28 protein-coding genes and 1 tRNA gene are annotated in these 22,720 nt (G+C 60.0%); 15 read left to right on the top strand and 14 right to left on the bottom strand.

The features are described from left to right. The first annotated feature begins 38 nt into the window (after nucleotides 1-38). Entirely contained in the window at nucleotides 39-668 is a 630-nt protein-coding gene (locus ACLH0H_RS01990) for a YncE family protein (protein WP_411380767.1), read from the top strand. A 16-nt stretch (nucleotides 669-684) separates the two neighbouring features. On the opposite strand, the gene ung is transcribed toward ACLH0H_RS01990, so the two are convergent. Then, nucleotides 685-1,377, bottom strand: a complete 693-nt coding sequence (gene ung / locus ACLH0H_RS01995; RefSeq protein ID WP_411380768.1) for a uracil-DNA glycosylase — start codon at nucleotides 1,375-1,377, stop codon at nucleotides 685-687. Between the two features lie 134 nt (nucleotides 1,378-1,511). Between ung and ACLH0H_RS02000 the strand changes: the two genes are divergently transcribed. Continuing rightward, nucleotides 1,512-2,624, top strand: coding sequence for an enoyl-CoA hydratase/isomerase family protein (locus ACLH0H_RS02000; protein ID WP_411380769.1), 1,113 nt, complete (start codon nucleotides 1,512-1,514; stop codon nucleotides 2,622-2,624). 4 nt (nucleotides 2,625-2,628) lie between these two features. Here ACLH0H_RS02000 and ACLH0H_RS02005 read toward each other — a convergent pair whose 3' ends face one another. After that, nucleotides 2,629-3,123: a DUF3757 domain-containing protein gene (locus ACLH0H_RS02005; RefSeq protein ID WP_411380770.1), complete on the bottom strand. Its 495-nt coding sequence runs from the start codon at nucleotides 3,121-3,123 to the stop codon at nucleotides 2,629-2,631. A 92-nt stretch (nucleotides 3,124-3,215) separates the two neighbouring features. Further along, nucleotides 3,216-3,581: a hypothetical protein gene (locus ACLH0H_RS02010; protein ID WP_411380771.1), complete on the bottom strand. Its 366-nt coding sequence runs from the start codon at nucleotides 3,579-3,581 to the stop codon at nucleotides 3,216-3,218. 263 nt (nucleotides 3,582-3,844) lie between these two features. Here ACLH0H_RS02010 and ACLH0H_RS02015 point away from each other — a divergent pair, with 263 nt between their 5' ends. From ACLH0H_RS02015 to ACLH0H_RS02040, 6 genes are all read left to right on the top strand, one after another. Further along, nucleotides 3,845-5,467, top strand: a complete 1,623-nt coding sequence (locus ACLH0H_RS02015) for a methyl-accepting chemotaxis protein (RefSeq protein WP_411380772.1) — start codon at nucleotides 3,845-3,847, stop codon at nucleotides 5,465-5,467. Between the two features lie 84 nt (nucleotides 5,468-5,551). Further along, complete coding sequence (locus ACLH0H_RS02020; protein WP_411380773.1) at nucleotides 5,552-5,764, top strand: cysteine-rich CWC family protein; 213 nt, start codon at nucleotides 5,552-5,554, stop codon at nucleotides 5,762-5,764. Beyond that, nucleotides 5,764-6,456 carry a pseudouridine synthase gene (locus tag ACLH0H_RS02025; protein ID WP_411380774.1) on the top strand — a complete coding sequence of 231 codons (693 nt, stop codon included), beginning with the start codon at nucleotides 5,764-5,766 and terminating at the stop codon, nucleotides 6,454-6,456. Before ACLH0H_RS02020 ends, ACLH0H_RS02025 begins: the two co-directional genes overlap by 1 nt. A 111-nt stretch (nucleotides 6,457-6,567) precedes the next feature. Further along, nucleotides 6,568-7,452 (top strand): alpha/beta fold hydrolase, encoded by an 885-nt coding sequence (locus ACLH0H_RS02030; RefSeq protein ID WP_411380775.1) that lies wholly within the window; start codon nucleotides 6,568-6,570, stop codon nucleotides 7,450-7,452. Between the two features lie 93 nt (nucleotides 7,453-7,545). Beyond that, nucleotides 7,546-7,619 (top strand) — tRNA-Gly (locus ACLH0H_RS02035). 195 nt (nucleotides 7,620-7,814) lie between these two features. Further along, nucleotides 7,815-8,120: a DUF6482 family protein gene (locus ACLH0H_RS02040; protein ID WP_411380776.1), complete on the top strand. Its 306-nt coding sequence runs from the start codon at nucleotides 7,815-7,817 to the stop codon at nucleotides 8,118-8,120. 80 nt (nucleotides 8,121-8,200) lie between these two features. Here ACLH0H_RS02040 and ACLH0H_RS02045 read toward each other — a convergent pair whose 3' ends face one another. Next, nucleotides 8,201-8,440 (bottom strand): DUF6124 family protein, encoded by a 240-nt coding sequence (locus tag ACLH0H_RS02045; protein ID WP_411380777.1) that lies wholly within the window; start codon nucleotides 8,438-8,440, stop codon nucleotides 8,201-8,203. A gap of 231 nt (nucleotides 8,441-8,671) precedes the next feature. On the opposite strand from ACLH0H_RS02045, the gene ACLH0H_RS02050 reads away from it, so the two are divergent. From ACLH0H_RS02050 to ACLH0H_RS02060, 3 genes are all read left to right on the top strand, one after another. Next, nucleotides 8,672-8,995, top strand: a complete 324-nt coding sequence (locus ACLH0H_RS02050; RefSeq protein ID WP_411380778.1) for a hypothetical protein — start codon at nucleotides 8,672-8,674, stop codon at nucleotides 8,993-8,995. 89 nt (nucleotides 8,996-9,084) lie between these two features. After that, the gene (locus ACLH0H_RS02055) at nucleotides 9,085-9,585 is read left to right on the top strand and encodes a methylated-DNA--[protein]-cysteine S-methyltransferase (RefSeq protein WP_411380779.1); all 501 of its coding nucleotides are present in this window, start codon (nucleotides 9,085-9,087) and stop codon (nucleotides 9,583-9,585) included. A gap of 106 nt (nucleotides 9,586-9,691) precedes the next feature. Then, entirely contained in the window at nucleotides 9,692-10,117 is a 426-nt protein-coding gene (locus ACLH0H_RS02060) for a low affinity iron permease family protein (RefSeq protein ID WP_307386390.1), read from the top strand. A 53-nt stretch (nucleotides 10,118-10,170) separates the two neighbouring features. Here the strand turns inward: ACLH0H_RS02060 and ACLH0H_RS02065 are convergent, their stop codons facing one another. Next, nucleotides 10,171-10,698 (bottom strand): DUF4142 domain-containing protein, encoded by a 528-nt coding sequence (locus tag ACLH0H_RS02065; protein ID WP_076950172.1) that lies wholly within the window; start codon nucleotides 10,696-10,698, stop codon nucleotides 10,171-10,173. 189 nt (nucleotides 10,699-10,887) lie between these two features. On the opposite strand from ACLH0H_RS02065, the gene ACLH0H_RS02070 reads away from it, so the two are divergent. Both ACLH0H_RS02070 and ACLH0H_RS02075 read left to right on the top strand, forming a co-directional pair. Then, nucleotides 10,888-11,127: a CopG family ribbon-helix-helix protein gene (locus ACLH0H_RS02070; RefSeq protein ID WP_307386393.1), complete on the top strand. Its 240-nt coding sequence runs from the start codon at nucleotides 10,888-10,890 to the stop codon at nucleotides 11,125-11,127. Further along, nucleotides 11,117-11,401, top strand: a complete 285-nt coding sequence (locus ACLH0H_RS02075; protein WP_411380780.1) for a type II toxin-antitoxin system RelE/ParE family toxin — start codon at nucleotides 11,117-11,119, stop codon at nucleotides 11,399-11,401. Before ACLH0H_RS02070 ends, ACLH0H_RS02075 begins: the two co-directional genes overlap by 11 nt. A gap of 7 nt (nucleotides 11,402-11,408) precedes the next feature. Here ACLH0H_RS02075 and ACLH0H_RS02080 read toward each other — a convergent pair whose 3' ends face one another. Next, entirely contained in the window at nucleotides 11,409-12,317 is a 909-nt protein-coding gene (locus ACLH0H_RS02080; RefSeq protein WP_411382486.1) for a LysR family transcriptional regulator, read from the bottom strand. Between the two features lie 77 nt (nucleotides 12,318-12,394). Here ACLH0H_RS02080 and ACLH0H_RS02085 point away from each other — a divergent pair, with 77 nt between their 5' ends. Beyond that, nucleotides 12,395-12,883, top strand: coding sequence for a DMT family transporter (locus ACLH0H_RS02085; protein ID WP_411380781.1), 489 nt, complete (start codon nucleotides 12,395-12,397; stop codon nucleotides 12,881-12,883). 12 nt (nucleotides 12,884-12,895) lie between these two features. Here ACLH0H_RS02085 and ACLH0H_RS02090 read toward each other — a convergent pair whose 3' ends face one another. The 6 genes from ACLH0H_RS02090 to yiaY form a co-directional block, all read right to left on the bottom strand. Continuing rightward, nucleotides 12,896-14,227 carry an MFS transporter gene (locus ACLH0H_RS02090; protein ID WP_411380782.1) on the bottom strand — a complete coding sequence of 444 codons (1,332 nt, stop codon included), beginning with the start codon at nucleotides 14,225-14,227 and terminating at the stop codon, nucleotides 12,896-12,898. Between the two features lie 60 nt (nucleotides 14,228-14,287). Beyond that, nucleotides 14,288-15,241: a hydroxymethylglutaryl-CoA lyase gene (locus ACLH0H_RS02095; RefSeq protein ID WP_411380783.1), complete on the bottom strand. Its 954-nt coding sequence runs from the start codon at nucleotides 15,239-15,241 to the stop codon at nucleotides 14,288-14,290. Beyond that, the gene (locus ACLH0H_RS02100; RefSeq protein ID WP_411380784.1) at nucleotides 15,238-16,431 is read right to left on the bottom strand and encodes a CaiB/BaiF CoA transferase family protein; all 1,194 of its coding nucleotides are present in this window, start codon (nucleotides 16,429-16,431) and stop codon (nucleotides 15,238-15,240) included. The genes ACLH0H_RS02095 and ACLH0H_RS02100 overlap by 4 nt, the downstream gene beginning before the upstream one ends. 118 nt (nucleotides 16,432-16,549) lie before the next feature. After that, nucleotides 16,550-17,488, bottom strand: a complete 939-nt coding sequence (locus ACLH0H_RS02105; RefSeq protein ID WP_411380785.1) for a LysR family transcriptional regulator — start codon at nucleotides 17,486-17,488, stop codon at nucleotides 16,550-16,552. Further along, complete coding sequence (locus tag ACLH0H_RS02110; protein ID WP_411380786.1) at nucleotides 17,488-18,162, bottom strand: NAD-dependent epimerase/dehydratase family protein; 675 nt, start codon at nucleotides 18,160-18,162, stop codon at nucleotides 17,488-17,490. Before ACLH0H_RS02110 ends, ACLH0H_RS02105 begins: the two co-directional genes overlap by 1 nt. Nucleotides 18,163-18,254: 92 nt before the next feature. Further along, nucleotides 18,255-19,403 carry an L-threonine dehydrogenase gene (gene yiaY, locus ACLH0H_RS02115; RefSeq protein ID WP_411380787.1) on the bottom strand — a complete coding sequence of 383 codons (1,149 nt, stop codon included), beginning with the start codon at nucleotides 19,401-19,403 and terminating at the stop codon, nucleotides 18,255-18,257. A 123-nt stretch (nucleotides 19,404-19,526) separates the two neighbouring features. Here yiaY and ACLH0H_RS02120 point away from each other — a divergent pair, with 123 nt between their 5' ends. After that, complete coding sequence (locus ACLH0H_RS02120; RefSeq protein WP_411380788.1) at nucleotides 19,527-20,543, top strand: DUF4917 family protein; 1,017 nt, start codon at nucleotides 19,527-19,529, stop codon at nucleotides 20,541-20,543. A 111-nt stretch (nucleotides 20,544-20,654) separates the two neighbouring features. Here ACLH0H_RS02120 and ACLH0H_RS02125 read toward each other — a convergent pair whose 3' ends face one another. Then, nucleotides 20,655-21,857: a class I SAM-dependent methyltransferase gene (locus ACLH0H_RS02125; protein ID WP_411380789.1), complete on the bottom strand. Its 1,203-nt coding sequence runs from the start codon at nucleotides 21,855-21,857 to the stop codon at nucleotides 20,655-20,657. Between the two features lie 235 nt (nucleotides 21,858-22,092). Then, entirely contained in the window at nucleotides 22,093-22,710 is a 618-nt protein-coding gene (locus ACLH0H_RS02130; RefSeq protein WP_411380790.1) for a TPM domain-containing protein, read from the bottom strand. Nucleotides 22,711-22,720 lie beyond the last annotated feature (10 nt).

The raw sequence follows: 22,720 nt of genomic DNA on the forward strand, positions 1-22,720 counted from the left end.
GCCAGGCCAGCGATACGTCGATCACGGTGATAGATACCTTGACCGATACGGTCATTGATCAGATCAGGGGGTTCACGGCTATCAATGGTTTTGCGTTGAATTCCATCGGAACACGCTTATACGTAGCAGACCACGGCGCTTCAGAAGTCGTGGCGATCAATACCGACAACCACCAGCGAATCACCGCCACGACAGTGCCCTACCCTAGAGCTATTGCGATAGCACCCGGCAATGCACGTTCACACGTTGCTTCGGACTCAGTCGGCTGGGCCAGCATCAATCTGGGGACCAACCGCATTGTGACCCAAACCCCTACCGTTGCCGGTCAAGCTGCCTCCATTGCTCATGCCCGCTTCAACTCACGGATCTATATCACGTATAGGGACCGTGGAGAGGTCTATATCGGCGACACCAGCACCGCACTGGTCAGTAAGATACTGGCCGGCTTTCAAAGCCCCTATCAGGTGGCATTTCATACGATGTTTGAGTTGGCCTACATCCCGGAAACCGATGGCAACCGCGTAAGTATTATTAACACTCGCACACAAGCTGTGACCGGTACGGTTCAGGGCTTCAACAAACCGCGGGGCATTGTCGTAATCCCCAGCGGCCGATTCGCCTACGTCGCCAACATAGGCAATGGCACGGTATCGCAAGTCCGATTGTGACGTGCGGCCGCGCCGTTCACATTGGCGGCAACCGCCACTCGATCGGCGTCTCGCCATTCTGCTCAAGAAACTTGTTGGCGCGACTGAAATGCCCGCAGCCCAGAAACCCGCGATACGCCGACAGCGGCGACGGATGCACCGAGGTCAGCACCAGGTGCTTGGTGGCATCGATCAGCTTCTGCTTGCTCTGGGCATGCGCGCCCCACAGCAAAAACACCAGATGCGGCTGATGCTCGCTGACCACCTCGATAATCCGGTCGGTAAAGAACTGCCAGCCCTTGCCCGCATGGGCATTGGCGTTGGCGCGCTCGACAGTCATGGTGGTGTTGAGCAACAACACGCCCTGGTCAGCCCAGCTTTGCAGGCAGCCATGGTTGGGGATGTCGATGTTCAGGTCGCGCTTGAGTTCCTTGAAGACGTTGACCAGCGACGGCGGCGCCGGCACGCCGGGTTGCACTGAGAAACACAGCCCGTGGGCCTGGCCGGGCCCGTGATACGGGTCCTGGCCCAGTATCACCACTTTCACCTTGTCCAGCGGCGTGGAGTTGAGCGCGTTAAAGATCAGCGGGCCAGGCGGGTAAATCTCTTTGCCGGCGGCGTGTTCCTGGCGCAGGAACTCGCGCAACTGCGCCATGTAAGGCTTGTCGAACTCCCCGCGCAGGGCATGTTTCCAGCTGGGTTCGAGTTTGATACGGTCTTCTTCGGTCATGGTTCAATTGTCTTGTAAAAAGAATGAGGCGAACCCTAGGAAAGCCGACCTTGCTTGTCAATTGATCTGACACACCACGGCACTTTCCTGCCAAGCGATCATACTCATCCTTCACCTTCTCGATTGAGGTCACGATGAACCTGCACTTCGAAGAGCTGACCGGCAGCGACGGTGCCCGCATTGGCATCGCCAGCCTCGACGCTGAAAAATCCCTGAACGCCCTTTCCTTACCGATGATCCTGGCCCTGAGCGAACGCCTGGATACCTGGGCCAAAGACCCGAATATCGTCTGCGTGCTGCTGCGCGGCAAGGGCTCCAAGGCGTTTTGCGCCGGTGGCGAAGTGCGCAGCCTGGCGCAGGCATGCCGGGAACAGCCAGGAACCGTACCGGCGCTGGCCGCGCAATTCTTTGCGGCGGAATATCGCCTGGATTATCGCCTGCACACTTACCCCAAACCGCTGATCTGCTGGGGCCATGGCTACGTGTTGGGCGGCGGCATGGGCCTGCTGCAAAGTGCCTCGGTGCGCATCGTCACGCCGAGCAGCCGCTTGGCCATGCCGGAGATCAGCATCGGGCTGTATCCGGACGTCGGCGCCAGTTGGTTCCTGTCGCGCCTGCCGGGGAAACTCGGGTTGTTCCTGGGCCTTACCGGCGCCTATATCAACGGCCGCGACGCGCTGGACCTGGGCCTTGCCGACCGCTTCCTGCGCGACGACCAGCAAGACGAACTGCTCGACGGCCTGCTGCAACTGAACTGGCAGGAACAAACCTCGATACAACTCAATAGCCTGCTCAAGGCGCTGGCGCAGGAAGCCATCGGCCAGCAGCCGCAAGCGCAATGGCTACCGCGCCGCGGGCAAATCGACGAATGGCTGGATGTGGGCGATGTGCTTGGTGCGTGGCGCGCACTGAGCCAACTACGCGAACATGCCGATCCACTGTTCAGCCGTGCCGGCAAGACGCTGAACGAAGGCTGCCCGCTGACCGCGCACCTGGTGTGGGAACAGATCCGGCGCGCCCGGCACCTGTCACTGGCCGAGGTGTTCCAGATGGAATACACCTTGAGCCTCAATTGCTGCCGTCATCCGGAATTCAGCGAAGGGGTGCGCGCCAGGTTGATCGACAAGGACCAGACGCCCCATTGGCATTGGCCGGATATCAACACCATTCCTGAAGCGGTGGTGCAGGCGCATTTCAATAAGGCGTGGGAAGGTAGGAATCCTCTGGCAGATCTTTCCGACTTTTGACAGCTCAAAGCTTGGAATCCTCGGGTGTGACTTTGCAGTTGTCCGGCTGGCTGTCTTGGCAGATGCGCACCGGTCTGCCCAGTGGATCGACGGCGGGCTGCCAATAGAAATCGGAACCCATCAACATGCGTTCGTGAACGTTTTGCGTCAAATACTTCAAAGTCACCCTGCGCCCACCGCCTGTAAGGTAGACGCACTCCACATGACCAACGTTCAACTCGTCGTCTTTATCAGGAAAAAAGATAGCGCCAATGAAACGGTCAACAAAATCCCGCTCTTTGACTTTTTGACTTTGCCAAAGCTTCCCCCCACAGCCGGACTGATAGGCATCGTCAGCGAAATTAATCGCTGAAGCATAGGGGCACCCCTGATCCGCATTGGCCGAAGCGATAACAAGGCAACTCAGGAAGAATACATACACCAAATGTCTGATCATTACGGAGTTCCATTCATCACTGATAGTGGGAAGCACAACGGCTTCGCCTCCAGTGAAACTCATCTAAAACTCCGAAGATAGCTGTTAAATCTGACAGTTATGATAAACGGTATAAGAAAAGAGCGGCGCCCCAAGCGCCGCGTGCAAAAAATCTGTCAACGATGACCGCCGCGGCCACCTCTATGGTCGCCACGACCGTGCCCGCCGCCACCCCAGTGTTCCCCGCCCCAGCCTTGGTTGGGGTAAGGCCGGTAACCGGCACGCGGTCCGACGGGATAGTAGCGCGGTGCCGGCTGGTAATAACGCGGCGCCGAATAGTAGCGCGGTTGCGGGGCGTAATAGCGTGGCGCGGGGTAGTAGTCACGGCGGTATGGGTACGCGCTGCCACCGCCGTAGTAATACACCGGTGCCGGAGAGGTGTAGACCTCGGAACGGTAATAACTCTGGCCTCCTTCGTAATAGGGAACGCAAGCAGAAAGGGTCAGACCGAATAAAGCGCTGAGCAGCAGTCGTCGATACATGGCGGCCTCCTGGACCGCGGAAGAGCACCTCCAGCGACGCTGGAGGGCGGCATTCAGCTTTCACTGAATGACGAAACATCTGACATCAAAATCAGAATCTGGTGCGTTGCAGCAACAGTTTGATACATCTAAACCAGGTTTATCGATTCAGTAAATTTTTCTGGCGAGCAACTTTCTCAATTGCGATGATGTCACTATGACATCGCACAAAGCCAGGGAGGCTCTAGCGTGCGCCCTTCGCAACTATCGCCGGACTCGACCCCATGAAAATCTCAACCAAACTGCTGCTTTCATTCCTACTGTGCGCGGTGGTCACCCTCGGGGTAGGCCTGCTGGGTATCAAAGGGGTGGTGCGCCTGGCCACGGCCCTGGAGCTGACCTTCTCCAACAACCTGGTTTCCGTCAGTCACACGGGCACCACGCTCAATGGCCTGGTGGCCCATAACCGCGGCCTGTACCGGTTGATGGACGCCAGCAAAGGCGACGTTGCTTCCCAAGACCGCGAACGCGTGCGCCAGGACACCGCCAACGAGCTCAAGCGCAGCCAGGCGGCGTATGCCACATACCGTGCAACGCCGCTGGAAAATGACGAACGGGCGGCGGGAGACAAACTCGACCAGATCTGGCCCGCCTACATCAGCAGTTCCGAACGCATCATGTCGCTGCTTGACGGCGGCCAGGTCGACCAGGCCCGAACCCTGCTCAATACCTCCAACAATGAACTCTTCCGTCAGGCGCGCGAGCTGATTCGGGTGATGATCGAGTCCAATGATCGTCAGATCAAGGAAGGCGCCATCGCCGCCGACGCGCTGCGCGCCAGTGCGTTGACGTGGATGATCAGTGGGATTGTCCTGGCCTTTGTCATTGCCATCACCATTGGAGTGTTGATCACCCGCCTGATCACGCGCCCCATCGCTCAGGCCGTGCAGAGCGCGCAACGTATTGCCCAAGGCGACCTGACCCAGGCCATCATCACCGAGCGCACCGACGAAGCCGGGCAACTGCTGATGGCGCTGTCGGATATGCAGGCCGGCTTGAAAAGCACCCTCGTGGAAATCGCCAACGCCTCCGACCAACTGGCCTCCGCCGCCGAAGAGTTGAGCGCGGTCACCGATGAAAGCAGCCGCGGCCTGACGCGCCAGAATGACGAAATCCAACAAGCCGCCACCGCCGTCAACCAGATGACCGCCGCCGTGGACGAAGTGGCGAGCAACGCCGTATCGACCTCGCAAGCGTCGCGCCAGGCCACCACCGAAGCCGAGGACGGCCGCCAGCAAGTGGAACAGGCCGTATCTGGCATGAGTGCGATGGTGGTAGAAATCAACGGCTCCACGCAATCGGTGGCCGATCTGGCCGGACAGGTGCGAGAAATCGGCAAGGTGATCGATGTGATCCGAGGCATCGCCGACCAGACCAACCTGTTGGCGCTCAACGCCGCCATCGAAGCGGCGCGCGCGGGTGAGCAGGGCCGGGGTTTTGCGGTGGTTGCCGATGAGGTGCGGGCGCTGGCCCACCGAACGCAAGTGTCCACCGTCGACATTGAAAAGATGATCGGCGAAGTCCAGACCGGCGCTGATGAAGCGGTGGCGGCGATGAACAAGAGCCTGACCTGGGCCAACAACACACAGACCCTGGCGCAGAATGCCGGCCAGGCATTGCAGCGGATCACCGCCAGTGTGGCGATGATCAACGAGCGCAACCTGGTGATCGCCTCGGCCTCGGAGGAGCAGGCCCAGGTCGCCCGTGAAGTGGACCGCAACCTGCTGAATATCCAGGACCTGTCCAGCCAGACGGCCGCCGGTGCCAACCAGACCAATGCGTCCAGCCAGGACCTGTCGCGCCTGGCCACCTCGTTCAATGTGTTGGTCAGCAAGTTCCAGCTCTGAGTAGCCTGGGCCGGGCCGGCCCTGTATCGTGCAAGGCTCGCGGAGAGTATCCGCAACCTTGCCCGATCCGGCCCGAATCCGACCATGACCACGCCAACCCTCTGCCCCGCCTGCGGCGGCCGCAACGACTGCACCCTGGCCGACCCACGTACCGTCGACCAGGCGTGCTGGTGCTACAGCGTCACCATCGACAAGGCCGTGCTCCAAGCGCTGCCCCCTGAGCTGCGCAATAAAGCCTGTTTGTGCCCGCGTTGCGCCCAGGTCGATGAGCAATTGCGTGGGGCTGAGCCGACGTAATGCGGGTGGACCGCTTCCTCAGCAATTTGCCGCGTTTCAATCGCAGGCAAGTGCGCCTGTTGCTGATTGAACGGCGGGTGTGGGTCGATGGCGTGGCGGTCAGCGATCCTCATCATGAAGTGCGCGAATTCAGCCGTGTATGCGTTGACAACGAAGTACTGCAAGCGGGTAAACCCGCGCGTTATTTCATGCTGCATAAACCACAGGGGTGCGTGAGCGCCACGGCGGATCCACAGCACCCGACCGTCCTGGATCTACTGGATGAACCGCATAAGGCCGAACTGCACATCGCCGGACGCCTGGACTTCAACACCACCGGCCTGATGCTGATCACCAACGACGGCCAGTGGTCGCGACGCCTGACGCAACCACAGACAAAGTTGCCCAAGGTCTACCTCGTAGGGACCGAGCAGGACATTGGCGCGCAGTACGCAACGACGTTTGCCAAGGGCCTGTATTTTGCGTTTGAAGACCTCACCACCCAACCCGCCGAGCTGACCCTGCTTGGCCCGAGGACTGCGCGGTTGAGCATCATCGAAGGGCGCTATCATCAGGTCAAACGCATGTTCGGGCATTTCGACAACAAGGTGGTCAGCCTGCATCGCGAGCGAATGGGCCCGCTGGTGCTGGACGCTGAACTGGCACCGGGCGAGTACCGGACGCTGACCGACGAAGAAATCCGACAAATCTGACGACCGTTCGGAACACCGCGCCCCCTCCCTCTCCCAGGCGTATGCCTACCTGTCATAAAGCACGTGCAGAGTGATCTGCGCGCACTACCCGCTTGCCAGGAGTCTGACGACATGAGGCCAGAAATCGCTGTGTTGGATATACAGGGTCAGTACCGGGTTTACACGGAGTGCTACCGCGCGGACGCTGCTGCAAAGACCATCATCCTGGTCAACGGCTCCATGGCCACCACGGCGTCCTTCGGCCAGACCGTGAAAAGCCTGTACCCGCAGTTCAATGTGGTGTTGTACGACCAGCCCTACGCTGGCCGTTCCAAAATCCATAACCGCCATGAGCAAATGCTGACAAAGGAAGTCGAAGGCCAGATCCTGCTGGAGCTCATCGACCATTTCGCCGCCGAACACGTGTTGTCTTTCTCCTGGGGCGGCGCTGCAGCCCTGGTCGCTCTCGCCCACCGCCCTCGCCACGTGGAAAAGGCGGTGATCAGTTCGTTCTCACCGGTGATCAACGCACCGATGCGTGACTACCTTGAACGCGGCGTCGACTACCTCGGCAACCTCGACCGCGACCGCGTCGGGCACCTGGTCAATAGCACCCTCGGCAAACATCTGCCGTCGCTGTTCAAACGCTTTAATCACAAACATGTGAGCAGCTTGGCCGAGCACGAATACGGGCAAATTCGTTTTCACATCAGCCATGTACTGAACAGCGATCGCTCGTGCTACCTCAAGGCAGCCAGGCAGATCGACATTCCGGTGTTGTTTCTCAACGGCGAATGGGACGAGTACACCAGTGCCCAGGATGCCAAGCTGTTTGGCCAGCATGTGGCGAACAGCAGCTTCAGCACCATCCAGGCGACCGGGCACTTTCTGGACATGGAGCACAAGGCGGCGTGCCGGGACAGCCGGGATGCGGTGGTGGGCTTCCTGACGGCGCAGCGGCGGGTCAGTCGCTCGCGTTATCAACAGGGCCAGACGCAGCAGGCCTTTGCCCTTTGAAACGCGATTTTCTAATGACGCGAGCAACCAACACTTTTTTGAAGAAAAACTTCAAATCCGAGCGAACATCTGGTACAAAGTCAGCCGCTCTGAGCGGGTATAGTTTAGTGGCAAAACGAAAGCTTCCCAAGCTTTAGTTGAGGGTTCGATTCCCTCTACCCGCTCCATTCAGATTCTTGTTCCGCGTCAGCTTATCTTGACGGGAATGCATGAAAAACCGGTCCTTTGAGGCCGGTTTTTTTATGGCCGCGATTTAAGGTACATCAGCCATCCGCCGCACAAATCTGTACAAATAAGTATTTTTGTACAACCATCTTTCAACCGATCGTCGAATGATCAACTGACCTGCAGTGAGGTGAATCATGAATCTGCACATGCTGACTGAATCAGCGTTAAAAGGAGAGGTTCGTGAGCTGGAGCTGCTGTCACTGGAGGGTGGCTTCTACATCGCGCGCGTCAGGTTGGATCATGGCGTGATGACGTTGCTGGGCGATGATGCCAAGCCACTGCGTATCGGCTCCACCACGCATTTGCGCGACCTGTTGCAACGGGTCCCGCCGTTTCCCTGCGTGCTGGTGCAGCAGTGCGTGCACGATGAAATGTGCGGCGTTCGAGAGGGGCCGATCGGCTCCCTGCGCATTCCGTTTACGCTGGCCTCGTCCCTTTAAGGTGTGTGGCGTTTTTTGGCTCCCCTCCCCCTTGGTATGGGCGGCCAGGGAAGGCAAGCCTGGGCACTGCGCGAAATGACTTACGCGGCGCGGTCCACGCGGTCTTGCGCCGCTTCCACCAGCATCAGCCCCAACTCGATCATTTGCTGGATGGCCAGGGCCAGATAGCGCAGCTGGGAAGGCAGGGTTTCGGCGAACTCATTGGTCATGGCCCCGGCGCCGGCGATGGTTTCGTAGGCGTTGGCGAGCAACGCTTCGGTGTTGGCTTCGGGACGGACGCTGAACAGTTTTACGGATGGATTACATGAGTCATTACACATCTGTTGATCCTCGATAAGGACCACCACCCGAAGGGTTAGGGTGGCAGCTGTACGCAGGTTAGTAGACCGGGAGAATTCATCCGAAAAAACCGGCGCGCCCGAAGACGCCCTGCGTACAACTACCAATAAGCAGGTGCTTCAGCAGGAGCGCTGATTAAGCCAATCCCTACAAGTATGAGAAAATTAGCCTATCAGTATGGGAAACACCTGGCAGCCAAAGGACAAACCAGAATGCTCCCGCAGGTACAAAAAACGTCGACACGCACGCTCAGAAAAATCGTGGGGTTCATACTGATCATCCCATTGCTTCTCCCACTGATGCGGATTCCCTTCGGCCTGGGCCGCTATGCAGCGATAGCCGCCATCGCGGGATCCCTCTATGGTGCGTGGTACGCGTGGCGGCATGCCAGCCGAGGCCTGGCAATCGGCGCGACCATCATGGCGCTGCTCAATTTGGGCTCGCTGGTCGCAATGGGGACGGCCTCCATAGCCTGGTTTGTCTTCAATGTCGCCTGGGTATATGGGTCGGGCAACTGGATCCACTGGCGTTTCTAACGGTCACGGAATTTCACCGCAAGAAACAGCTTTTACGCCAGCTTCGTACGTTGGATAGTGGCACCGCACCTTCTTCAAGGACTAAGTCCATGCCCTACGAATACACGCTCATGCCCTCCCCGGTCGGCCAACTCACCCTGGTGGCGCGCAATGGAAAACTCGGCGCCATCCTGTGGGAAACAGAGCGCGCCAACCGTGTGCGCCTGGGTGAATTGCGCGAGGCCGATGGCAATCCGGTGCTAGTGGAAACCGAACGCCAGTTGCAAGAGTATTTTGCCGGTAGCCGCGACCGTTTCGAGCTGGAACTGGACTTCATCGGCACCGCGTTTCAGAAACAAGTCTGGCAGGCGTTGCTGACGATTCCCTTTGGCGAAACCCGCAGCTACAGCCAGATTGCCCGACAGATCGGCAACCCGAGTGCGGTACGCGCAGTGGGCGCAGCCAATGGGCGCAACCCAATCTCGATCATTGCGCCGTGTCACCGTGTCATCGGCGCATCGGGCGGGCTGACGGGGTTCGCCGGGGGCCTGGCAGCCAAGCAGTATCTGCTGGCGCTCGAAGGCTTCGGTCAGGCCGAACTGGCCTTTTAAGTCGGCAGGCGATGTACGGCGCTGTCGTGGAAGCAAATGTAAAAAGAAATTTCAAAGAGTCCCTGCGGTCCATTATTTCATCACCCCTTCAAGAGGAAAAACGGTCATGAAATTCTCCGCAGTCTCCCAATCCCTGTCCCGCTGGGCCGGTAGCCCACGCACGTTCTACGCGGCGGTGGCGTTGATCCTTGCGTGGAGCTTGAGCGGGCCTTATTTCCACTACAACGACACCTGGCAATTGATCATCAACACCTCGACTACCATCATCACCTTTCTGATGGTCTTCCTGATCCAGAATACGCAGAACCGCGACAATGACATCCTGCACATCAAGATCGACGAGCTATTGCGGGTGTCCAAGGATGCGCAGAATGCCGTGCTTAGCCTGGATGGCCTGGATCGCAAGGAACTGGAAAAACTGCGCCAGGAATACCGCGCTATCGGCAAAGCCGGCACTGTGAACCTCAACAGCAGTTGTGGGCCTGCCGCAGACGATGCCGCGCCGATTAAAACCGATTTGAACCAGGCGTAAAAAAAACGGCGGTTGGAGCTGATCCAACCGCCGTTTTTCAATTCGATACAGTGTCAACCGTCGCCTTGATGACCTTTGCCGTAGGTCGAGGCCAATGCACGGGCTTTCTGAAGACGCTCTTCCAGCTTCGGTAGCGTTTCGTCCACCAGGGCCTTTATTTCCGGGACACTCGACGCGGCGCCTTCCTGCTTGAACAGGGCGATGGCGTCTTCGTTTTCCTTCACCTGCTGCGCGGTGTAAGCCGCGTCAAAGGAGTCGCCGTCCTTGAGTTCGGGCATCAGGGTTTCGGCTTTATCGACGATCTTCTCCCGCGGTGCCACGGGCAGGTCGAGCTTCTTGGCGATGGCTGCCAGATGCTGGTTGGCCAGGGTCCGCTCGTTGATCACCTCGATGGTGTAGTCCTTGATTTCCTGGGACGAGGTTTTGGCGTGGGCCATGCGACTGGTTTCGATATCGGCCATGCCCTTGGCCGAAGCCTGCTCGATGAATTCAGCGGGCGACTGGGCGAAAGCACTGCTGGCGCCGAGGCCCAGCAGCATCGCGAAACTGGCGGTGCGTAACCGGATAGCCATGCGGCTCATGATGGGTTCCTCCAGGCTGAAAATAAGTGCGGGAGAGCACACCCCGCCCTCAATTCGAATTTTCAGGGCGGTAAAGGTTTAAAAAAAACTTGTTAGTACGACGAACGGTCGCCTTCGACGAACGAAGTAAACTGTTGGTACGGTGAGCCTGTAGTATGTTGCACTACAAACCACTACATCGAGGCAGTTATGTCTGTCATGTCCCTACGTATACCCGAAGATGTCGCTGACACGCTTGCGAGTCTCGCCAAGGCCACCGGGCGCAGCAAATCTTTTCTCGCCGTTGATGCCTTACGTGAATACCTGACGCGCGAAGCGTGGCAAATTGAGGAAATTCAAAAAGCATTAACAGAAGCTGATTCGGGTGATTTCGCGACAGATGCCGAGGTAAAAGCAGTCGCTGATAAATGGCGCAACAATGCAGGTTGAGTGGCTGAGGGCAGCCCTCAGGAACCTTGATGATGAAGCGGCTTATATTGCCGAAGAAAATCCCAAAGCAGCTCACGAATTTGTCCAGGCAGTTTTGACTGGGCTTGAACACATTGCTGAGTTTCCCGCGCTGGGAAAAGAGGGGCGCGTGCCTGGAACTCGCGAATGGGTTGTGCCTCGATGGCCCTATATCGTGCCATATCGCATCAGAGATGGGCGATTGCAGGTAATGCGGATTTTCCATACTCGGCGCCAGCCACCCGCATCCTGGTAGTGAATATTCAGCCCTGTAACCCTCCCTGCACCCGCCCGATCAACCACTGCAACCCCGCATCTCCACCCCGCCTCCCATGCCAGGCCAGTTCGAACGCAAACGACGGGATATGAAACGGCGGCGGCACCGCCAGCAAGTGCCTGTGATCGATATTGAGCAAACCTCGGGACGAGACGGTAAGGATCAGGTCGGTGCCTTGAATCAACTGCGGCGCCACGCCCCAATGCGGCAGACTGACCACCACATGCCGCCGCTCACGAATCGCCGTCAACGCCCGCTCGATCTCCGGTGTGCCGCTGCCGCGCATTTCCAGCAATACATGGGGACGTGACATGTAAGTCGGCAGGTCCAGCGTGCCACTTGCCGGCAGGCTGTTGCGGTCCACCAGGCAGGTGTAGTGCTCTTCGAACAACGGCGTGGTGCGTAATTCGGCGGGCATGTCGGGGAAGACACCCGCCGCCAGGTCGAGGTCGCCGTTGACCACCCCGTCAATCATGCCTTCACGGCTGGCCTGGATGATTTGCAGATCGATACCCGGCGCTTCACTGCGCAACGTACGCACAAGGTTGGGTAGGAAAATCGCCGCACTGTAGTCAGACATCGCCAAACGAAATTTGCGCCTGGCTGAAGCAGGATCAAAGCGATTCGGTGCCAGCAGGGTCTGCACCTGGGCCAGGGCTTCAGCCAGTGGCGTGGCCAACTCAAGTGCGCGAGCGGTCGGCACCAGGCTACCGCCCTGGCGCACCAGCAGCGGATCGCCAAGCAGGTCACGCAAACGCGCCAGGGCGTGGCTCACCGCCGGCTGGCTCAGGTGCAGGCGCTCGGCGGCGCGAGTGACGTGTTGCTCGCTGAGCAAGACGTCGAGAATCACCAGCAAGTTAAGGTCGATGCGACGCAGATCATTCACCAGTTGCATGCCCGTCATGACAATTCGGAATTTAAATTTGCGCGATGAATAGCCTAGAGTCCAGCAAAACCTCTGGGAGATCTGAGATGACGACGTTGCATTGGGTGGGTTTGCTGGCGCTGGCGGCCATCGCCGGGGCGGTGGTTCCGTTTCAGAGCGCGATAAACGCTAACCTCGAGCGCGGGCTAGGCCATCCGTTATGGGCCACCCTGGCGTCGCTGCTGGTGAGCATCATCGTATTGCTGCCGGTGATCCTGGCGCTGCGCTTACCGTTGCCGAGCCTGGCGTTTATCACCCAGGCACCGCTGTGGATGTGGGCGGGGGGCGCGTTTGGCGTGTGCTTTATTTCCCTGGCGTTAATGTTGCTGCCAAAGCTTGGCGCATCGGGATTTATCGCCTTGGCCATGGCCGGGCAGATCCTGGCGTCGCTGGTGCTGGATCATTTCGGCCTGTTCGGCCTGGCTGAGCGCCAACTCACAACGCCCCGGGTGCTGGGGGCGTTGTTATTGATCGGCGGCGTGGTGTTGATCCAGTTCAGCGCCTCCCCCGCCCGCGCGCTGACAACGGCGAGCTGATCAGGCTCTGTCTCAGCCCCTGTCGAGCGTGCGCAACTTCTGCGGCAGCCCCCACAGCAGCAGCGCCGCGGCCAGCAGCGCGCACACGCCGATCACGTAGAGCGCCGGCGTGGTGCTGCCGGTGAGGTCCCTGATCCGCCCCACCATCACCGGGCTGACAATACCACCAAATTGACCGAGGGTATTGATCACCGCAATACCGCCCGCCGCGCCTGCCCCCGCGCCGGCCAACAACTTGGGTGGCAGCGTCCAGAAGGTCGGGATCGAGGCAATGATGCCGGCACCCAACATGCCCAGGGCGATGATCAGGAACGTGGTGTGGTCGGCGAAGATCCCGGCGCTGAAGAACCCCAGCGCGCCGAGTGACACCAGGCCGCAGACAAACTTGCGACGCTCACCGGTAGCGTCCGACAGCCGCCCGATCACGACCATCGTGATCGCGCCGCACACATAAGGAATCGCCGTGAGCAAGCCAATCATCACCGGGCTCTGGGTGCCGGCGCTGCGGATCAGTTGCGGCGCCCAGAAATTGAGCCCGTACGACGCCACCTGGATCAGGAAGTAGATAAAGCCCAACATCAGGAAGCCAGGAATGCGGATCGCCGACAACAGCGAGCCACCATGCTGGTTCGGCTCATGCTTGGCGATACGGCTAGCCAACAAGGTCTTCTCCGCCGGGCTCAGCCACTGGGCGTCTTCGATGCGGTCCTTGAGCAACGTCAACACCAGGAACCCCAGGCCCACACACGGCAAGCCGCCGAGCAGGAACAGCCAGTGCCAGCCACGCATATGCAGCACGCCATCAAGGTGTTGCAGCACCAGCCCCGAAAACGGCGCGCCCACCAGCCCGGCAAAGGCCGACGCGAGGAACAGCATCGACGTGATTCGCCCCCGGAAGTGCTGCGGGAACCACAACGTCAGGTAATACAACACGCCGGGCGCGAAACCCGCTTCCATCGCACCGATGAGGAAGCGCAGCACATAAAACTGCCATTCGGCCGTGACAAACACCATGGCCGCCGTTGCCAGGCCCCACGACATCATGATCCGCGCGATCCAACGCCGCGCGCCGACCTTGTAGAGCATCATGTTGCTCGGTACTTCGAAGATGACATAGCCCACCACAAACAACCCGGCACCCAGGCCATAGGCGGTATCGCTCAGGCTCAGGTCCGCTTGCAGCTGGAACTTGGCGAAGCTGATGTTGATCCGGTCAAAAAACGCAAACAGGTAGCACACCATGATCAGCGGCATCAGGCGCCAGGCGACCTTGCTGACCAGGGCTTTTTCGGCAGCGATCTCAGCGGCCGGGCGTACGCCGGCCTCCAACGTATTAGTGCTCATGGTTTCTCTCCAGCGGACTGCTCACAGGGCGTCCGATTGTTTTTGTTGTCTGGCAGGTCGTTACAGCGTGGCGATAGAGCCTGCTATGTGGCCCGGTGGTGGATGCAGGTCGCAGTTGCGCCCGGCCTTGGCCACCTGGCCAGGCAGTTCATGAGCCAGCAGGGCCGGCAAGCGGCGGGACATTTGCAGCAGGTGCGGCAGGTCGATACCGGTGTGGATGCCAACCTCGTCACACAGGTTGACCAAATCCTCGGTGCAGATATTGCCCGATGCCCCTGGCGCAAACGGGCAGCCGCCCAAGCCGCCAAGCGCCGCGTCAAATCGGCGGGCACCGGCTTCGTAAGCGGCCAGCACATTGCACAATCCGAGGCCGCGGGTATTGTGGAAATGCAGGGTCAGGTCACTGGCGGATACGCGCTCCAGCACACGCTTGACCAGGCGCTCCACTTGACGCGGATTGGCCATGCCCGTGGTGTCGGCCAGGCTGATGCCCTGGATGCCGAGTTTTTGATACGCCTCGACGATGTGCAACACACGGTCTTCATCGATCTTGCCTTCGAACGGGCAACCGAACGTGGTGGCGATGCTGCCGTTGAGGCGCACCGGGTACTCGGCGGCGAAGCGTGTGATGTCGGCAAACGCAGCCAACGAGGCCTCGCAGCGCATGCGCATATTGGCCAGGTTGTGCGTCTGGCTGGCGGACATCACCAGGTTCAACTCATCGGCGCGGGACTCGATGGCACGCTGCGCGCCCTTGAGGTTGGGGATCAAGGCCACATAGATCACACCAGCTTTGCGCTCAATACCGTGGAACACTTGCTCGCCATCGCGCAACGCCGGGATGGCCTTGGGCGAGACAAATGAACCGGCTTCGATCCGCGAAAAACCCGCCAGGGAAAGCTGGTCGATCAAGGCGATCTTGTCAGCCGTTTCGACCCAGGTCGGCTCGATTTGCAGGCCGTCGCGCGGGGACACTTCCTGCACGATCAGCGGGTCGCCATAGTCGGTGATCATTGCACCACTCCCGAGGCTTTCAGGCGTTGAATATCGGCAGCCGTCAGGCCAAGGTCGCCAAGGATGTCATCCGTGTGCTGGCCCAGGCTCGGGCCCTGCCAGTTCACACCGCCGGGGGTGTCTGAGAGTTTGGGCACAATGCCGGGCATCTTCACCGACACGCCGCCGGGCAACTGGGCATTGAGCAACATATCGCGCGCCTGGTAATGCGGGTCGCTGACGATATCGGCCACCGAGTAGATACGCCCGGCCGGCACTTGCGCCGCTTCCAGGGCACTGAGCACCTGATCGATGGGCAAGCTGCTGGTCCAGTGGGTAATGGCGGCGTCGAGCAAACCACTCTGGGCGGCGCGGCCATCGTTGTGGGCGAATTCGGGTGCGTCGGCCAGGTCGACACGGCCGATGGCGGTCATCAGGCGTTTGTAGATCGGGTCGCTGTTGCCGGCGATCACCACGTAGGCGCCGTCGGCGGTCAGGTAGGTATTGGACGGTGCAATGCCGGGCAAGGCGCCGCCGCTGCGTTCACGCACATGGCCGAGCATGTCGTATTCCGGCACCAGGCTTTCCATCAGATTGAACACGCTTTCGGCCAGCGACACGTCGACAACCTGCCCATCGCCCTGACCGGTCTTGACGCGCAACAGTGACATCAACGCGCCGATCACGCCGTGCAGCGAAGCGAGCGAATCCCCCAGGCTCACGCCGACCCGCGCCGGCGGCGAATCCGGGTGGCCGGTGGTGTAGCGAATGCCGCCCATGGCCTCGCCGATGGCACCGAAGCCCGGACGGTCGCGATACGGGCCGGTCTGGCCGTAGCCGGAGATACGCACCAGGGTCAGCTTGGGGTTGAGCGCATGCAACACGTCCCAGCCCAGGCCGAGTTTTTCCAGGCCGCCGGGGCGCAGGTTTTCGATGAGCACATCGGCGTCACCCAGCAGTTGCTTGATCAGCTCCAGGCCTGCCGGCGACTTGAGATCCAGCGCCAGCGACTTCTTGTTGCGCGACTGCAGGTACCACCACAACGACGTGCCTTCGTGCAGCTTTCTCCATTTGCGAAGCGGATCGCCCTGCCCCATGGCTTCGATCTTGATCACCTCGGCGCCGAAGTCGGCCATCAGCCGGGCGGCGAACGGCGCGGCGATCAGCGTGCCGATCTCGATCACCTTGATACCGCTCAGGGGAGCCGTCATGGGGTGTACCTCTTATTTTTGGAATGTACGGCCAAGGCTAGAGGACAGCCACCCGGGAAATCCAACCGTCAGTTGGCAAGGAGCGTTCGCGAAACGCGAACGATCAAGGAATAATCTGTCAGACCAGGCTTTCGGGTCGCTCTAGAACAGGCGCGGCCATTCTCAGGTAGTCGAACAGCAATCGACTGACGGGCGACAGCAACGCTTCATCGCGCACCACGAGGATCAAGCTGCGATCCGACCAGGCATCCGTCAAGGGCACGGCATGCAAGCCCAGCGCGCGACCAAACAACTCATACGCCTTATGGGGCAAGATCCCGATGCCCATATGGGCCTGGACCATCCGGCACATGGCATCGAACCCCGGCACATGAATGCGCAGGCGCAGCATCCTGCCGGCCTCGCGCGCGGCGGCGTGGGTGCGCATATTAATGGAGCTGGCGGCGTGCAGGCCGACGTAATCGCTGCCCAGGGTTTCGGCAAAAGCCAGGCTTTCGCGCGCCGCCAGCGGGTGATCCGCCGGCATCAGTACCACCAGTTTGTCGTGGCGATAGGTCACGCCCGGCAGGCCTTTGGTGTCGGTGTCACTGGAGCAGATCCCGAGGTCCGCCACCCCATCCAGAACACCCTGCACCACGCCATTGCTGGGGCGCTCCTCCAAATCGGTTTTCACCTCGGGATGCAACTCGGAAAAATCCCGCAGGTCCTCGGGAAGAAACTGAATGATCGCCGACAGATTGGCCAGCATCCGCACATACCCGCGCACGCCGTGGCTGTGTTCGCCCAGCTCCAACCCCATCTTCTCGACGTTGAACAGCATCTGCCGCGCATGGTGCAGCAAGGTTTCACCGGCGGCCGTCAGGTCCATGCCCTTGGCCCGGCGCACGAACAGGCTCACGCCCAGCACCTGCTCAAGCTCCATCAGGCGCTTGCTGGCAGCCGACACGGCAATCGCCTCACGGTTGGCAGCGCGGGTCAGCGTGCCCTCCTCGAACACCGCGACGAACAGCTGCAGCGTGATCAGGTCCAGGCGACGCACCAGGCTCTTGTGCAGCATCAGCGACGCTCATTGGCCAAGCGATTGATCTGCGCCTGTTCCACCACCGGCTGCGGCGCGCCGTGGCTTACAACCTGCAACATCGCCCGGCCCACCGTCTCGGTGCTCACCACCCAATCCGGGTTTACCCGACGTACCAACGACAGCAATGGCCCAAGCACGCAATAAAAGAGCCGGTACAACGGCGTCTTCGAACGCACACCGTGCAACGGCTGAATCAGCCCCGGGCGAAACAGGTAAACCGCCTTGAACGGCAGGCGCAACAAGGCGTTCTCCGTCTTGCCCTTGACCCGCGCCCACATCGATTTGCCCGCCTCGGAACTGTCGGTGCCCGCGCCGGAAACATAGACAAACGTCATCTGCGGGTTGAGCCGCGCCAGGGTGCTGGCGGCAACGAGGGTGAGGTCATACGTGAGGTGGGTGTACCGGGCTTCATTCATCCCCGCCGACGAAACACCGAGGCAAAAAAAACACGCATCAAAGCCTTGCAGCAGGTTTTCCAGCGGTTGGAAATCCAGCATGTCGCTGTGCAACACCTGGTGCAGCTTACCGTGCTCCAGGGTCAACGGCGTGCGGCCAACGGTGACGATCTCCTGAACGTCGACGGCCTGCAGGCACTCGCGTAGAACACCCTGGCCGACCATGCCGGTGGCGCCGAATAACAGAACTCTCATTAAGGGACCTCAGCGGCAAGCCGCAAGCTTAAAGCTCAAGTTGAATGCAGTTCAGCTTGTAGCTTACCGCTTGCAGCTCACAACTGCCCCATTCAGAACGCGTTGCGAAAGATCTCCTCGATCTGACGCTGATCCGCCCTGCGCGGGTTGGTCAGCCCGCACGCATCCTTCAGCGCATTGGTTGCCAGCAGTGGAATGTCTTGCAACTTGGCGCCCAACTCGCGCAACCCGGCGGGAATCTCAACGTCATGGGCCAGGCTGCGAATGGCCGCGATGGCCGCCTGGGCGCCCTCTTCGTCAGTGTTGCCCTTGATGTCGGCGCCCAGCGCGCGGCCCACATCGCTCAGGCGTTTGGCGCTGACGCTGGCGTTGAAGCTTTGCACGTGGGGCAGCAACACTGCGTTGCACACGCCGTGGGGCAGGTCGTAGAAACCACCCAGTTGGTGCGCCATGGCGTGCACGAAACCCAGGGACGCATTGTTGAACGCCATCCCGGCAAGAAACTGCGCGTAGGCCATATTCTCCCGCGCGGCCTTGTCGCTGCCATCGCGAACGGCCAGGCGCAGGTTGGCGCTGATCAGTTCGATGGCCTTGATTGCGCAGGCATCGGTGATGGGTGTGGCGGCGGTGGATACGTAGGCTTCGATGGCATGGGTCAGCGCGTCCATGCCGGTGGCGGCAGTGAGGCCCTTGGGCATGCCCACCATCAGGCTCGGGTCGTTGACCGACAGCAGCGGCGTGACGTTGCGGTCGACGATGGCCATTTTCACGTGGCGGCTTTCGTCGGTGATGATGCAGAAACGGGTCATCTCGCTGGCGGTGCCGGCGGTGGTGTTGATGGCCACCAGCGGCAGTTGCGGTTTGCTCGATTGGTCGACGCCTTCATAGTCGCCGATATGACCGCCGTTGGTGGCGCACAGGGCGATGCCCTTGGCGCAGTCGTGAGGCGAACCGCCGCCCAGGGACACTACGAAGTCACAGTCGCTCTGCTGCAACAGCGCCAGGCCTTTCTCGACGTTGTCCACATTGGGATTGGGCTTGGCGCCGTCGTAGATCACCGAGTCGATGTCCTGCATCGCCAGTTTCTCGGCAATCATGCTCGCTACACCGGCCTTGGCCAGACCGGCGTCGGTGACGATCAGCGCCTTGCGAAAACCGTAGTTACGAATGGCGATCATGGCTTCGTCGAGGCAATCGGTGCCCATGATATTCACGGCGGGAATGAAGAAGGTGCTGCTCATGGCGAATCCTCAGAGGCGTTATGCCCACAGAATCAACCGATGACGCATGCGGCATCTTGATCAGGATCAACGCCTGGCCGTGATAAAGTCACCGCTCAGCCGATTTCGAGTAGAACCGCACCAATGAAGGATTTCCAGGATATTGACGCCCACCTTGAAGACTGGAGCGCAGTGCGTGCGACCCTCGACTTCAACGGGATTCTGATCGGCAACGGCGCCAGCCGTACGATTTGGGAAGACTTTGCCTACGACTCACTGTTCGAAAACGCACGCACCGTCGAAGAAAAACCCCTGAGCCAATCCGAACTCAGCGTGTTCGACGCCTTGCAAACCCGCAGTTTCGAACAAGCGCTGGGCGCGCTGAAGACCACCAACCGGGTCAACAAGGCCCTGGCAGTCAGTTCGGCGGCGCCGCGCAATCGCTACTATGCAATCAAGGAAGCCCTGATCAACACCATCCATGCCGTGCACATCCCATGGCGCCTGGTGCAGCCCTCGACCTTGGCGACCATCAGCAGCGAACTGATGAATTACCCCACGGTATTCACCAGCAATTACGACCTGCTCAATTATTGGGCGATCCTGCACGCACCGGGCATCGACGACCTGTTCCGCAGCGCCGACGCCAGCTTCGACCTGCGCGACACTCGCACAAGCGCCACGCGTATTCTCTACCTGCACGGCGGCCTGCACCTGGTGCGTAACCTCGACGGCACCGCGCGCAAATTGCCGACCACCAACAGCACCTTGCTCAGCAGTTTTGCCATCAACAACACCATCAAAACCCTGGACGATGTGCCGTTGTTTGTCAGCGAGGGCAAGGTTGAGGAAAAGCTCAAGACCATCCGCAGTTCGGATTATCTGTCGTTCTGCTATGAACAGCTGCTGAACCACAAAGGCACGCTGTGCATCTTCGGCCATGGTCTTGGGCCGCAGGACGCACACTTGGTGGATGCGATTCGCCAGGCCCGGCCGTCGACCCTGGCGATTTCGGTGTCGGGGCGCAGCGACGGGTTTATTCGCCAGCAGAAGCGCCGATATTCCCAGCTGTTTGATGGCACGGGGGTGGAACTGAAGTTCTTTGCGGCGCGTACGCATCCATTGGGCAATCCGGCACTGTCCGTACCCGTCGAACACTGAATCTATGGGCGACGCCGTTCAACTGTGGGAGCTGGCTTGCCTGCGATAGCGGCGTGTCAGTCACCACCGTCATCGCAGGCAAGCCAGCTCCCACAGCGACCGCGTCGGCTCTCAGGTCAGGTAGCCATCGGCGCGCAGCAGGGTTTCCAGGCAGTGCTCGGTGATGTGGTAGAACGCCTTCAGCTCCTGGATTTTCTCCACCAACTGCGCGCTGTCCAAAGGCTCGGCGCGCTTGACCGCGAGGATCATCTTGTTCTTGTTGGTGTGTTCCAGCGAGATGAACTCGAACACCTTGGTCTCGTAACCGCAGGCTTCGAGGAACAACGCGCGCAGGCTGTCAGTGACCATCTCCGCCTGCTGGCCCAGGTGCAGGCCGTATTGCAGCATTGGCTTGAGCAGCACCGGGCTCTGGATCTGCAGGCGGATCTGCTTATGGCAGCACGGCGAGCACAGGATGATCGACGCGCCGGAGCGAATGCCGGTGTGAATCGCATAGTCCGTAGCAATGTCGCAGGCATGCAGGGCGATCATCACGTCCAACTCGCTCGGCGCCACACTGCGCACATCGCCGCATTTGAACACCAGCCCCGGATGTTCCAGGCGGGCGGCGGCGGTGTTGCACAGGGTCACCATGTCTTCGCGCAATTCAACACCGGTCACTTCGGCTTCGGCCTTGAGGGTGTTGCGCAGGTAGTCGTGGATGGCGAACGTCAGGTAACCCTTGCCCGAGCCAAAGTCGGCCACGCGCACCGGTTGATCCAGCTTCAAGGGTGACGAGGTCAGCGCATGGCTGAACACTTCGATGAACTTGTTGATCTGCTTCCACTTGCGCGACATCGACGGGATCAGCGCCTGCCTGGCATCGGTCACGCCCAGGTCAGCGAGGAACGGCCGGCTCAGGTCGAGAAAACGATGCTTCTCGCGGTTATGCTCGGCCGAAGGCGCTTCGCGCAGTTGCTGCGGTTTGCTTTTGAACAGCGAGCTTTTGTTCTTCTTGCTGTATTCGAGCTGGGCTTCGTCGGTCAGCGACAGCAGGTGCGCGTTCTTGAACTGAGCCGGCAGCAGTTCGGCAATCACCGCCACGCCTTCTGCCACAGGAAAGTTCTTGGTGATGTCGCGGGTCTTGTAGCGATAGACGAAGGACAGGCATGGCTGCTCCTTGACCGTCACAGGCTTGATGATCAGCCGCTGCAACTCGGCCTCGGTACCCACGTACTTGGCCAGCACCAGTTTGATGAAGGCGTTCTGCGCGAGGCTTGCGCTGAGCAGTTCGATGAACTGGGCGTGATGATCCGGTTGAGCGGTGACAGACATGAACAAAAACGCCTCGGGCAGGGAATGCAGGGCATTTTAGGGGGGATGGGGGTTTTGGGCACGGGGTTATTTGATCAACGGTAACCCGATTGGCCTGCAGAGAACCCAATGTGGGTGCGGCGGTGCGACGATTCGACTTGCTCGCGAATGCGGTGTGTCAGTTAAAGAACTTGTATCTGACACACCGCATTCGCGAGCAAGCCCGCTCCCACAGGTTGGTGCAGTGTTGTTTCGGCTATTCGAGTACAACCAGCCGATTGGGCAGCTCATTACGCGCCTGCGTCACCGGCACATGCACCTTCAACAACTCGCCGCAGGCTTCAATGCAACTGATAAACCCGGCCAGCGTCTGCCCCTGTTTCACCTGCTGGGTAAACGCCTTGACGATCGCATCCCAGCAACTGTCATCCAGGCGCGCGGAGATGCCGTTATCCACCAGAATCTCCACATACCGCTCAGCCTCGCTGACAAAAATCAGCACCCCGGTACTGCCCACGGTGTGGTGCAGGTTCTGCTCCAGGAACTGCCGCCGCGCCAGGTTGGATGCCCGCCAATGACGCACCGAGCGGGGGATCAACCGCGTAGTGACCTTGGGCAAGCGGAACACCAGGCACAACACGATGAACGTCGCCCATTGCGCCAGCAGCAAGGTGTACATGGTCAGGTAACCCGACAAGTAATGCACCACACCCGGCACCACCAACGCGATCAGGCTGGCCCACAACAGCGGGATGTAGGCGTAGTCATCCGCGCGGGCGGCCAATACGGTCACCAGTTCCGCGTCGGTGGTTTTTTCCACGCGGGCGATCGCTTCGGCGACTTGGCGCTGCTCGTGTTCAGTCAGTAATGCCATGGTTGTAGTT

The organism is Pseudomonas sp. MPB26, assembly GCF_046605355.1.
Taxonomy (GTDB): Bacteria; Pseudomonadota; Gammaproteobacteria; order Pseudomonadales; family Pseudomonadaceae; genus Aquipseudomonas; species Aquipseudomonas cedrina.